The organism is Pyrinomonadaceae bacterium (genome assembly GCA_036277115.1).
In the GTDB taxonomy this organism is placed as follows: Bacteria; Acidobacteriota; Blastocatellia; order Pyrinomonadales; family Pyrinomonadaceae; genus UBA11740.
Genome location: DASUNM010000015.1, coordinates 237,426 through 250,257 on the forward strand (window position 1 = coordinate 237,426; position 12,832 = coordinate 250,257).

The following is a 12,832-nucleotide window of genomic DNA, read 5'->3' on the forward strand; positions in this document are numbered from 1 at the left end:
AAATGGTTTCCAATTTCAATTTGTGCGTTTGTCACCGCGCTGAAGCGCGGTGTGAATGAGAGACAATTAGATCTCAGTCAGCGGCAACTTGCGATAACGCTTTCCGGTAAGTTTCGTCAACGCATTCACTACAGCCGGCGAGATCACCGGCACCGGTGGTTCACCGCAGCCTGTCGGCGGGTCGGCGCTGGGAACGATATGCACATCGACTGTGACCGGCACATCGCCCATGTAAGCCGGCATGAAGCCATCGAAGTTGCTCTGCTCCACGCGCCCATCTTTCAAAGTGATCGCGCCCAGCGCCATCAGTTGATTCAGACCGAAACCCAGCCCGCCTTGAAACTGGCTCTCAATCGATAGCGGATTAACAGCCAGCCCACAATGAATGGCCACGGTGGCGCGATGAATCTTCGGGCGCTTGTTTACAATTGAGACCTCAACGGCACAGGCCACGGCGGTATTAAAACATTCGTGAGAAGCGATGCCCGCCGCGTGTCCTTTGGGCAGACTCTTCCGCCAGCCGGCCGTTTTTTCTTCCAGCAGATCGAGCACCGCGCGCAGCTTCTTCGCCTCAGGTTTCAAAAGCTTACGGCGATAAGCGAAGGCGTCCATCTTCGCGCGCGTCGCTAACTCATCAATCAGAGTCTCCATCACAAAAGCAGTGTGCGTGCTGCCCACGGAACGCCACCACAGGACCGGCACGTTAACCGTCGGGTGATGTGCCGACACATGGAAATTCGGAAGGTCGTAGTGAGTGTCCTCCACGCCTTCCACCACAGTGCCATCGACACCGTTCTTAATCATCATTGCGGCAAACGGAGTCCCGGCCACGAGTGACTGACCGACGATGACATGACGCCAGGCCGCCGGCATGCCATCCGCGCCGAGTCCGATCTCGACGCGATGCGCATGCATCGGACGATAATAGCCACCCTGAACATCATCCTCGCGCGGCCAGACCAGTTTTATCGGAGTGTCACGGAAGCGCTTCGCAATCACCGCCGCTTCCACCGGGATGTGCGAATCGATCGACGCCCGCCGGCCGAACCCACCGCCCGCATACTCCGTGTGAAAAGTGACCCGTTCAGGCTTCACTCCCAGCGCCTGAGCAATGGCCATCTGGTCGAGGGTCTGGAATTGCGAAGGCACCCACGCTTCGGCTTTGTCGCCTTCAAATTTGACCGTGGCATTCAAAGGTTCCATCGGCGTGTGCGCGAGGTAAGGAAATTCATACTCGGCCACGATTCGTCTCGCCGCCGGCGTCCGACTCATCGCTTTATCATCGCCACGCGCCACCGCGACGTTTCCCGCGCCGCGGGCCAATTCCCTATATTTAGTCCAAAGCTGCGTGCTGTCGGCGAGATCCAGTCCGGATAAGTCCCAATCGATCTTCAAAAGATCGCGCGCGCGCTTGGCCGTCCAGAAACGATCGGCCACTACAGCCACGCCGGTCCCTTTTGCGAGGGGAATCTGGAAAATGTCTTTCACACCATCGAGGCCGCGAGCTTCCTTGTCATCAACGCTCTTCACGCGCCCACCGAATACGGGTGGATGAGCCACGACCGCGATCTTCATTCCGGGAAGATCGAGATCGAGCCCGAACTTTTGTGAGCCGTCACACTTCGCACGGCTATCAAGCCGCGGCACTTTCTTTCCAATGAGACGAAACTCCGACGGATTCTTGAGCCTCACTGTATTGGGCACCGGTTCGCGCGCCGCGCGCTCGGCCAGCTCGGCATAGCGTGCGGATCTCCCGTCTGGGCCATAGACGACACTGTTTTCAGCACGGCAATCGTTGGGCGAAACTTTCCAGCGTTCGGCGGCAGCCGCAATCAACATCGCACGCGTTTTCGCTCCCAACTCGCGATACTGTTGGAATGAATGTGATATCGAGCCGGAGCCACCAACCATCTGAATTCCAAAGAGCGGATCTTTGTAAACCTCGGCGGCCGGCGCTAGCTCCGCTACGACCTGCGACCAGTCAGCATCCAACTCGTCGGCTAGAACCATTGGCAAAGCAGTCTGCACGCCCTGGCCAAACTCGAGACGATTCACGGTAATGAAGATTTTTCCGTTGGACTCAATGCGGACGAACGCATCCGGTGGATAGACTTTCGCCGGGGGCGCGGGCCTTCCTTCCTGAGCGAATGCCGGAAAATCCAGATACAGCGAAACCAACATTCCGCCGGCAGCGGCCGTCGAGACAGACAAGAAACTTCGCCGGTTCAGATGCAGATCATTTTTCTTTTTCATGGCGGCTGGCATCGTCCGTCCCTCCTTTAGATTTGTTGAGACGCACTCTTAATGGCTTCACGAATTCGCACGTATGTCGCGCAGCGGCAAAGATTGCCACCCATCGACTCCTCAATGTTTTGGTCGGTGGGTTTCGGCGTCGCTTTCAGGAGGGCAACCGCGCTCATGATTTGTCCGCTTTGACAGTAGCCACATTGGACGACGTCTTTTTCCACCCAGGCATTCTGCACAACGCGGCCCACCGGGTCCTGCGCGATCGCTTCAATGGTAGTTACCTTCCGATTGCCAATCAGCGACACCGGAACGACGCAAGACCGCGTGGCGATGCCGTCAACGTGCACGGTGCAGGCGCCGCACGCGCTGATGCCGCACCCATATTTCGTGCCGGTCATCTTTAGTTCTTCACGCAGAACCCACAGCAGAGGCGTTCCGGGATCGACATCCACCTTCTTCGTCTGACCGTTAACATTGATTTGATAAGTTGCCATGGCTTTCGGTCTCCTCATCTCCCACGCGGGCAAGGCGTCCCGGCTTCCACCCAGATACGAGTGGCGTCAGCAAACTCTGCATGTGTCAGCGGCGGTAACGTTCGCATCGTTCCATCCGGCCTGCGACCCGGATTCCATCCCCAAAGCACCAGCTTGTCTTCGGCGTTATGTTTCAGCAGCGCGCGTCCATCCATGTTGTGGTTTCGCGAGCGATCGGTAACGGCTCGACACACAGCCGCACTCGATAGCGGTCGATCATTTGTGTCCTGCCAGCGCATCGATAATGGCGCGAGGTGCCAATTGGGTGAACCGGGGACGCCCGTGCTGTCGGCATTAACTTCCTGATGACAACCGTTGCAGGTCAGCGCCGGCACGCCTTTGCCTTCGGGACCGCCGCGGACAACGTTCGCGAAATGTCGACGCCGATCATCGCCCTGCTGTGGATAGTTGGTCGCGGTGTGACAGTTGATGCAGCGCGGCGAGATCAGAACTGAATAGACGCGCTCCCACGCCGCCAATCCCTGAGCGAGATTAGGTTCTGCGGTCGAGGCTGTGTTTCGTGTTTCGTTGTTGGCTCGTGTCGAAAGAGCGATACAGACTAAGCACGAGACCAGGAGCAGGAAGAAAATCGGGAACAGCAAGCGTCGCTTCGCCAACATAGTTGCCTCCCTCCGGATTGATCATTTCAGATCATCCGGGTTGTCGCTCTAACCAGAAGTTGTCAGGGGGAATTTCGAACTAAAAATAGCACGCTTGCGCAGAAAAGTGGATCAGTCTTTAGAGTTCACGCGCCCGAAATGATTTTGACGAGGGAGACATAGCTATTGACGTCACGTAGTAATCACAGCATCGACCGAGCTGCGGAAATGTTTTTGGAAATTGCCGGAATACAAATAAACTCAGGCGGCGACCGTTAAGTCGGTCTCACCGTTAAGCGTCGAAAACGATCTTCAATTTCTCACTGAGGTAAAAACGATGGTGAAAACGCTGCTCATTGTCCTGCCCTATGCCGGTTTGGTCTTAACCGGAGTTTCGGCGATCTGGGGTTTGAATCACGAGCTTTACACGAAGGATGCAAACAACAAGCGTCACCTAACTCAAGCGGGACGGTATGCCATCGCCTTCACCTTGTTAGGCATGGTAATCAGCCTGAATACCGCTGTCCTCAAGAACGTCACCGACAATCAGGCCCGTAACGAAGCCGCCCAGAAGGAGCAACAAAAAGCTCTCGATGAATTGACGCGTCAGCAGCAGGAAGAAGCGCGGGCGCGACGGCAGGAAGAACACCTAACTCAAGTCAAACAGGAACAACGGGACAATGCTTTGGCCCAGCAGGGGCGCGACCTGTCGATGGCGCAGCAACAACTGGCAGGCTTCAATCGAGGCGAACGGCTCGCGAGGCAGCAAATGATGGAGGAATTGGAGCGTTCAAATCGTGTTCTATTTAATGTTAACCGCGGACAGTACCCGCTCACCGTCGAACTGAGAATTACGCCGACAGTCAAAATCTCTACAAAACATCCTATATTCAAAGACCACTTACTTAAGATACAGAACGAGGCCCAAAAACTTGGCGTTGACAAGGTTGATGTAGCCGAGAATTCTCCACTGTTGCCACCGGACAAGTCGTTAGCCCGGTCGTATCTCACCAGCAGGTTGTTCCACTTTGCGTTCTACCGAAAAGGGCGCGCTGATGTCCTCAAGGCTGCGCCGGACCTCGTGTTTGCCTACAATGGAGAGGTCCTCGGAACAGAAAACAAATGGTACCGACCGTTAACCTACAAAGCTAGCGATGGGAGTTTTACCACCGTCGGTCCAACCGCCACGCCGTTTGACATCACGCATTCCACCGGAAAAGTGATCAGCTACCTGGACTTGCCGGGGTCCACGTTGGTAATCAGTTGCAGCGATGTGAAAGAAGTCAACGGCCTTCCCGCCGTAGCGCCAAGCTGCAACGAGAACATGAGGTTTGAATCGATCTACCTCACAACTCCGATTGGGGTTGAACTTGAAATACCGGGCAGCAGGCTCACACCCAGAACAGTAGGCGGAATGACTTATTTAGTTCACACGTTTGATTCCAACGTCGAACGTTTCTTCGAGATATATGCCAAACGTAGTTGAGGTTCATGCTTAGAAGTGCGCTCAAAACCGCAATGTGGCGAACGTGCCCTGGCAGCGCCAGTTCAGCCTTCACGTGCGCTAGCCGCGCGTTCGTGTCCGGTAACCCCACTCTCCAGCATCTGCTCCAACGCGGTCTCAGTCTGCAATCTATTCTGAAACGCCGCGTGGCCGTGTGTCAGTCCCGGGAGCGGTAGCGACTGGATCGAAAGGCTACTCGGATTTAGTCGAGCTCGCTAGCCCGTCCTGACCTGGTAGCACCCTGATCACATCGCTACCGCTCCGGATACTGACACACCCTCTAGTTCTCACTCCCGGCGGCCGCTCTTTCACTCACCGCTGATTCCGTCTCAGGCATCTGTTCCAGAGCCGTCTCAGTCTGCAAGCGATTCTGAAATGCGGCGTGCACAAACGATGCGAACAGTGGATGAGGCGCGAGAGGTTTTGATTTGAATTCGGGGTGGAACTGGCAGCCGAGGAACCAGGGATGTTCGTCGCGCGAGAGCTCTACGATCTCGACGAACTTGCCGTCGGTTGAGATGCCGCTAAAAACAAGACCGCCTTTTTCTAACCTCTCTCTAAACGCAGGATTGAATTCATAACGGTGACGGTGGCGTTCGCTGATCTCTTCCGCGCCATCATAAACCTCGCGCGCCAGGGAATCTTCAGCCAAACGACACACCCAAGCGCCGAGGCGCATGGTGCCGCCCATCTCTTCGACGTTCACCAGGTCGCGCAGCTTGAAGATGATCGGATGCGGCGTCTCGACATTGAACTCAGTCGAATCGGCCTCTTTCAAATCGCACGCGTTGCGCGCGAATTCGACGCACGCGGTCTGCATGCCGAGGCAAATCCCAAAGTAAGGTGTACGCGTTTTGCGCGCATAGGAAATCGCGCGAATCATGCCTTCCACACCGCGCTTGCCAAAACCGCCCGGGACGAGGATCGCGTCAAAGTCGCGCAAGCGCCCTTCAAAATTGTCTTCGTCCATCAAGTCTTCCGATTCGATCCACTTGATGTTCACCTTCAGGTTGTTTGCGACGCCGCCGTGCGTGAGCGCTTCGCGCAAAGACTTATAAGAATCTTCCAGCTCGACATACTTGCCGACGATCGCGATCGAAGTCTCGCCGGCCGAAGGCTCGCGAATCGTTCCCACCAACTTTCGCCAGGCAGTCAGGTCGGTACCCGCCGCGCGTTCGTTCAACTGAAGCGATGAAATGATCTGCTCGTCCAACCCCTGATCGTGAAGCGCCAGCGGCACATCGTAAATCGTGTCGACGTCCTGCGCAGTAATGACGGCTTCCTCTTTTACGTTACAAAACAGAGCAATCTTTGAGCGGAGATCGTGCGAGAGGGGACGATCAGAACGGCACAAAAGAATTTCGGGAATGATTCCGATCTCGCGCAGCTCACGCACAGAGTGCTGCGTCGGTTTCGTTTTCAGCTCGCCTGAGGCGGCGATGTAGGGCACGAGAGTCACGTGAATGAAAAGCGCACTTTCCCTTCCCTCTTCGTTGCCCATCTGGCGAATGGCTTCGAGGAACGGCAGCGATTCGATGTCGCCGACCGTGCCGCCGATTTCCACGATGACGACGTCGACTTCTCCGTCCTTAGTGACCGCGCGAATTGCATCTTTGATTTCGTTCGTGACGTGCGGAATGACCTGAATCGTCTTCCCGAGATAATCGCCGCGCCGCTCTTTTTCGATCACCTCACGATAAATGCGGCCGGACGTCCAGTTGTTCGCCTGCGAAAGGTGCGCGTGCGTGAAGCGTTCGTAATGCCCAAGGTCGAGATCAGTCTCCGCGCCGTCGTCGGTGACGAATACTTCGCCGTGCTGGAACGGCGACATCGTGCCGGGATCGACGTTGAGGTAAGGATCAAGTTTGATCAGCGTCACGTGCAGCCCGCGAGCTTCAAGCAAAGCGCCAATCGAAGACGCCGCCAGCCCTTTGCCAAGGCTGGAAACCACGCCACCCGTTACGAAAATGTATTTAGGCATAAGTTCGTTCTCCGTCGGTACGCACGCCTCTGGCGTGCTCATTGATCTTTCGAGTGCACGCCGGAGGCGTGCGTACCGCCCGCCTCGGGCGGATCGTCGGCCTCTTCCTCATCGTCATAGAGACCGCGTGCGAGATCCTGTTGAACGATAGCGGCTTTCTTTTCGGCCGGGTCGAGGATCTGTTGCAGGCCCTTCAGACCAGCGACCATCATGCCGGCGCTTTCTTTCCGACGCTTCTGAAACTCTTCCTCGTCCTTGACGTCATAAGGCTTGCTGATTTGGCTCAAGCCAAACAAAGCCGCGAGGATTAGCAGCACGATAACTCCAAGACCGATCCAATCACTTGCGTTCACAAGCTTCGCGCCCTCACCCCAACCCTCTTCCAAAGGGAGAGGGAGAAAACTACACCTTGATCCCAGCGCTGAAGCGCTGGGCTACTTAAACGGGCACGCCAGAGGCGTGCGTACCGAGCATCATCGCCCGTACACGTTCCAGATCTTCGGGCGTGTCCACTCCAATCGAAGGTGATGCCGCTTCGACAACTTTGATCTTGACCCCGTGGTCGAGCGCACGCAACTGCTCGAGCGATTCACGGGTCTCGGACTCTGACGCCGGCCAGCGGGCGAACTTCAACAGGAAGTCGCGACGATAAGCGTACAGGCCGGTGTGCTTCCTAAAACCAGAAAGCAGTCCCGATTGATCGGGACTGCTTCCAGTCGAGTCGTTCTTTGGGCCCGAATTATTTAACTGATTAGGATTACGCGAAAACCCCGTCGCGTACCCGTTCTCATCAAACATCACTTTAACGACCGACGGATTCAAAACGTCCGCGGCGTCATTAATCGGTTCCCAGGTGGTGGAAATTTGCGCCTGCGGATCTTCGATCAGCGCATTCACGGCGCGGTTGATTGTCTCGGGATCGATGAGCGGTTCATCTCCCTGAACGTTGACGATGATGTCTGCGCTCAGATTATGTGCAACTTCGGCGATTCGATCAGTGCCGCTCAAATGATCCGCGCGAGTAATCACGGCATCAAAGCCGGCCGCGCTAACGGCATCGACTATTCGGGGATCGTCTGTCGCGACGATTGTGCGCGAAATAGACGACGCCGCGCGCGCGCGTTCGGCGACCCACACGACCAGCGGTTTTCCGGCAATGTCGAGCAAAGGCTTTCCCGGAAGACGCGTAGAACTATAGCGAGCGGGGATTACTGCGACGGCTTTTAGTTGGGATTTGGAACCCGTGTGAATCACGGGATTACACGTTAACAAGTTTCGCGGACGGCGGCAAGGCCAAGCCGAGCGGGGCTATGCCGCTCAACTAGCTGCGAGGGCGAAACTCCCGCAACAGCCAGTTGGTCGCCTCCTCGCCTTCGGCAATGAAGAAACCCTTCTTGTCGTAGATTCGCAGAAACGGAACGGAATTGACCCGGTAACGATCTGCAATCGGGGTATTCCAATCGCCGATATCCAGAAACAGGACCTGCGTGTTTGGATCGTCACGATTGATTCTTGCTAACACCGGACTCAGTTCACGACACGCGGGACACCAATCTGCGTAGAAGTAAGCGATGCTTACGCGCCCGTTTCTTAGATAAGAACTGAAATCAAAATCCTCCCCAGGACTGTTGAGAGCGCTGGATGAAGGCTTCGGCGCCGAGCTGGTCGAAATTTCTGAAGGTTCGGGATCGGTGTTTGGATTGTGTTCAATGGAGCGATCTGAGGCGGTGACTGGAACTGGATCTGAGTTACTCGACCTGCGGGCTTCGCTGCCGCTCGCGGGTGGCCCGGTGCTGATATTGAGCGCCAGGACGGCTGCTAAGACCAAAACAGCAAGCAGGAGAGAAATACGAATGGGGTTAATCTGCGACACTGTCTTAACGATGCGAAGGCTGATGTAAGAGGAGTGGGCGTCTGAAGCTGCCTCAGAAGAGGAAGCAATTTGAACCTATCACCCGAAAAAGCGAGGCGTCAAGAAAAAAGTCTATCCGCAGATTGCGCAGATTTCACAGATTAAGAAAAAGTGCATAAGAGGGCGAAAAGCATAGAATTATACCCGCGGCTTTGCCCAAAAAGACGGCAACCTAATAGTCGAAGAGTCCCAGCGAACTAATAGTCGAGCTGCGAAGCAGCGGTCATAGTTAAGCCCAAGGCGAAGCTCTGCGAGCCTTGGGTAACCTGTTTTTTAGATCAACCGAGCCCGCGAAGCGGGCGAGAGAGATTTTTGGAGCACCGTGCTGGAGGGTCGGCCTGCAGCTTCAAAGCCTGACCCTCAGCGCGCTTATCGGTCGCGGCTCCGCCGCTCCAAACGATTGTGCGCACCGGTTACCCAAGGCTCGCTTCGCCTTGGGCTTAACTACCTGCACTGCTCCGAGCTCGATGTGTATTGTGGGTCACACGTTCCGTGATGAGCCTGCGATTACGACACCGAAGACTTTCTTGGGCAAAGCCGAACCCGCTAAACGAGCTGAAACGCCGACCACTTGAATCTGCCGACTATTGCTTCTCGCTAATCAAGAACGTGGGAACCATACCGCCGCCGGCCGTGACGTTGGCGAGTTCGTTGGAAGAGAGACGCGTGAACGCGGAGCCGACTTTGCCATTGAAGAGCATCGGATCCAGATCCACCAGCTGTTCGACAAACTTTACTTCGCCGTCCTCGGTCAGCGCCGGAAAGACTTCGCGCGCAGTGGGCACGCGCTCTTGCACGAGATAGTCGCCGTTGCCGAGTGCGCTCCGAATCGCTTCATTCCAGCCGATTTCGTCGATGTTCCAACCGATGTAGATTCCGTGGCCGCCGTAATCGTCGTTCGGCTTTAGGACCAGCCGATCACGTCGTTCGCTGATGAACTGGAGCAGATCGATTTCCTCGCCTTTATAATCCGATTTGCCCGCGCGCACCTGACGCGTCCAGGGAACATGAGCGGAGATCGCTTCACGCTCTTCCGCACTGAAAAGCCGCGCGTAACGCGCGTCCGTCAGCACGGCAAACAGGGCCTTCTTGTGAATGACTTTCGACCGAAAGCTGTTCACCATACAAATCGCGCCCGCCCGATAGGCATCGAGCAGCGCCGGATGCTTGTTCATGATCGGCAGGTACTCGTTAACGAGCAGCCGCTTGTAAACGATGTCGATCTCGAAATCTCCCGTGCGCAGCCGGCCATTCGCAAACTCGAGTTCATCGGGCGAAGCGATGACAGACGGATAGCCTTGCGCTTCAAAGTATTCTCGAAACAGCTCGAACTCTTTGAGCGTGGGCAGGTCCTTCAGATCGACGATGGCGATCTGCGGAGGGCGATCGGGTTTACGGCCGAGAAACTCTTCGTGGCATTCGAGCAGGACCTGCAGCATCAACGGCCGCCCCTGGAATCGGCGCACGTTGTACTTTTCGTTGAACCGCTTCATCACCGGCAGCGATTCGAAAATCTCAAACGCGGCGTCAGCGTAAGCGATCCCCGCCGGGCTTTCGCCGTTCAATTCAACAAAGCTGTAGGTTTCATCGGTTAAGAACGAATCGAGTCTCGCGGTCGGAGACACCGCCCGATACCCCGGATCGATGGACACCAGCTCGCGCTCGATCGGCGTGAGTCCAAGTTCGTCCTGCAGTTGATTATTACCGACCGCTTCGTCCTTCACCTTTTCAATTGCGTTCCAGACCGTCTCGCACACGCGAACAATGCGAGCGAAATCCTCTTCCCTGACGAAATGCGGACGAAGATACGGCGAGAGACGGCGGCCGCCGAAAATTAGCTTCGAGCGTTCCAGCCCTTCATCGAGCAGCGTCAGCGACGTATCGGCCAGCTCTCGATCTTCAAGCAGCTTGTGATAGTAGGCGACAGCTTCGTTCAGCATCTGGGGTTTAGGTCTACTGCCCAAGCGGCAGATCGTTTAGAGGCGGGCTACCGCCCGCCAGTCGGGCAGTAGCCCGACTCTAAACGTTAGGTGTTACTGCTTCCGCGGCGCCTTCACCGTCAATTTCATGACTACTTCATCGCGAATCAAATCGTTTGCCTTGCCGGCATAGTTAATCCCAAAATCCTTGCGATTGATCGAGAACTCGGCGTTGACTGAGGCGGCATCCGGTGCCACCTGGATCGTCGCCGGAAAGCTGATCGATTTCTTAACGCCGTGCAAATCCAGATTTCCGGTGACCGTGTGCGTAGCGCCGGCGGTGGTGGCCGGTTCGATCTTCGTTGAAGTGAAGTTTGCCTTCGGATATTTGGCGACGTCAAAAAAATCGGGAGTCTTCAAATGCGTCGTCAGGCCCTCTGCATCGGTCACGAGCGAGGTCGTGTCGATGTCGACCGTCACCCGGCTTTTTTCAACGCCTTCTTTGGCGAGTTCAACGGAGCCGCTGAACTGCTTGAACGAGCCGTTATGACTGCCCGTGACTTTCGATCCCACGAACTCAACTTTCGAATTCTCCGGGGTGATCGCCAGCGTCTCAGCGCCGGCAGTTTTCGCAGCATCCGGGGTCTGCGTCGCTTCGGAAACTGTCGCGTGCGGTTTGTTGTCGGCCGGATTGGCGCAGGCCACCATCGACGCGGCGAACGCCAGCATAAAAATCGCAAAGTACTTTTTCATTCTCTAAGTTATTCCTTTCAGTTTCTGCCTTGGCAGCTTGGCACAGGCTCCTTGTTGTTACGAATTCGAAATTGAAAGAAAAGGGTCACAAATAAGACAGCCACCAATCTCGACGGCGGGCTTTTACCCCCGCGAACCACTTGCACAACGGATACAACAGCAGCACGCCGATAATCCAGCAAAGGTAAACCACCCAGATCGGAAAACCGACACCGTCCGGCATATTCGTGAACTTATCCACCGGACTAGCAAATTGCCATGCGACGGGCTGGCCGGCAATGAGTCCGGCGATAACACCCATTAAGTGCGCGACGTACCACTGAAGCAGATAGAAAAACAGCGGCACCCGGCCGAATGTCACCAGCGCGTCGCGCAAGCGGGCGGCCAAAGATTTTGCCGAGGCAATCGCCGCGGGAAGTTTTTCGAAGAACGCCAAAGCCATTATCGAAGGACCCAACGTCATCAACAGGAAAAGCAGCGACGGCGGATACTTCGTCGTGTTCAGGAAAGACATCACCGTAAACAACGCGTTCTTCTGTGACGCCCACTGTGATGGATCCCCGTAGAGATTGATCGCCCGCAGAGCGAAGAACAAAGCGGTAGCCACGCCTCCAATAATCAAAAGCCAGCGACGGCGCTCGCGCGCATCTTTCGTGTACAAAACGCCGAACGCATATCCCACCGCCATCACCCCAATCCACGGAATCAGCGAATAGATGACGACGACCACCGGACTTGGATCTCCAAGAATTGGAAATACCTTGAAGGGTGATTGATGCAGCAGGATCCAAAGCTTTTGCGCGAACGTCGGCACCGGCGTTCCCGGACCGTTCCAGCCCGGTACTTCAAACCTGTCGAGCAGGTTATGAAGCGCGATCATCAACAAGCCGAACCCGGCAATCACTCTGATCGGCAGATGGATCAGCGCGGCCAGCACGATCATCGAGACGCCGAGCACCCAGATGACCTGGAGCATCGCCAGCAGACGAAAGTCCAGGTTGAACCACACGCCCCACTTCACGATCGTCAGCTCAAGCAGGATCAGCCAAAGCCCGCGCGTAACCAGAAACTTTGATAGTTCCTTCTTACTCTTACCGCGCGACAGTTGGAGGTACGTTCCGGTGCCGGCGAGAAAAACGAAGACAGGCGCGCAAAAATGTGTAATCCAGCGCGTAAAGAAAACCACGGGTGTCGTCTTTGTCAGATCGGTCGGATCGAAGTTGAACGCGCCGGAGTGAACAAAGTCGCGCGTGTGATCGAGCATCATGATCACCATCACGATGCCGCGCAGCAGATCGATGGAATCGATGCGTTGACGACCAGTTTGAGCGACCGTATTGCGATTCGCGGCTGTTTCGGACTCGGGCATAATCAGCAGAAACTG

Annotated in this window: 11 protein-coding genes; 1 reads left to right on the forward strand and 10 read right to left on the reverse strand. The window is 55.8% G+C overall.

Features of this window, described 5'->3' with window-relative positions:
• Positions 1-66: 66 nt before the first annotated feature.
• From VFX97_03995 to VFX97_04005, 3 genes are read right to left on the reverse strand one after another with little or no spacing between them, the layout of a single operon-like run.
• Positions 67-2,253 carry a xanthine dehydrogenase family protein molybdopterin-binding subunit gene (locus VFX97_03995; protein HEX5702362.1) on the reverse strand — a complete coding sequence of 729 codons (2,187 nt, stop codon included), beginning with the start codon at positions 2,251-2,253 and terminating at the stop codon, positions 67-69.
• Positions 2,254-2,279: 26 nt separating this feature from the next.
• On the reverse strand, positions 2,280-2,741 hold the full coding sequence (locus tag VFX97_04000; protein ID HEX5702363.1) for a (2Fe-2S)-binding protein: 462 nt from the start codon (positions 2,739-2,741) through the stop codon (positions 2,280-2,282).
• Positions 2,742-2,755: 14 nt separating this feature from the next.
• Positions 2,756-3,400, reverse strand: coding sequence for a hypothetical protein (locus VFX97_04005; protein HEX5702364.1), 645 nt, complete (start codon positions 3,398-3,400; stop codon positions 2,756-2,758).
• A gap of 316 nt (positions 3,401-3,716) precedes the next feature.
• Here VFX97_04005 and VFX97_04010 point away from each other — a divergent pair, with 316 nt between their 5' ends.
• Positions 3,717-4,865 carry a hypothetical protein gene (locus VFX97_04010; GenBank protein HEX5702365.1) on the forward strand — a complete coding sequence of 383 codons (1,149 nt, stop codon included), beginning with the start codon at positions 3,717-3,719 and terminating at the stop codon, positions 4,863-4,865.
• A 298-nt stretch (positions 4,866-5,163) separates the two neighbouring features.
• On the opposite strand, the gene VFX97_04015 is transcribed toward VFX97_04010, so the two are convergent.
• The 7 genes from VFX97_04015 to VFX97_04045 form a co-directional block, all read right to left on the reverse strand.
• Entirely contained in the window at positions 5,164-6,864 is a 1,701-nt protein-coding gene (locus VFX97_04015) for a CTP synthase (GenBank protein HEX5702366.1), read from the reverse strand.
• 38 nt (positions 6,865-6,902) lie between these two features.
• Positions 6,903-7,217: a hypothetical protein gene (locus VFX97_04020; GenBank protein ID HEX5702367.1), complete on the reverse strand. Its 315-nt coding sequence runs from the start codon at positions 7,215-7,217 to the stop codon at positions 6,903-6,905.
• An 85-nt stretch (positions 7,218-7,302) separates the two neighbouring features.
• Positions 7,303-8,118 (reverse strand): 3-deoxy-manno-octulosonate cytidylyltransferase, encoded by an 816-nt coding sequence (kdsB, locus tag VFX97_04025; GenBank protein HEX5702368.1) that lies wholly within the window; start codon positions 8,116-8,118, stop codon positions 7,303-7,305.
• Between the two features lie 67 nt (positions 8,119-8,185).
• On the reverse strand, positions 8,186-8,692 hold the full coding sequence (locus VFX97_04030; protein HEX5702369.1) for a thioredoxin family protein: 507 nt from the start codon (positions 8,690-8,692) through the stop codon (positions 8,186-8,188).
• Positions 8,693-9,360: 668 nt separating this feature from the next.
• Positions 9,361-10,716, reverse strand: a complete 1,356-nt coding sequence (locus VFX97_04035) for a hypothetical protein (protein HEX5702370.1) — start codon at positions 10,714-10,716, stop codon at positions 9,361-9,363.
• Positions 10,717-10,809: 93 nt separating this feature from the next.
• Positions 10,810-11,448, reverse strand: a complete 639-nt coding sequence (locus VFX97_04040) for a YceI family protein (GenBank protein HEX5702371.1) — start codon at positions 11,446-11,448, stop codon at positions 10,810-10,812.
• A gap of 85 nt (positions 11,449-11,533) precedes the next feature.
• Positions 11,534-12,817, reverse strand: coding sequence for a heparan-alpha-glucosaminide N-acetyltransferase domain-containing protein (locus VFX97_04045; GenBank protein ID HEX5702372.1), 1,284 nt, complete (start codon positions 12,815-12,817; stop codon positions 11,534-11,536).
• Positions 12,818-12,832 lie beyond the last annotated feature (15 nt).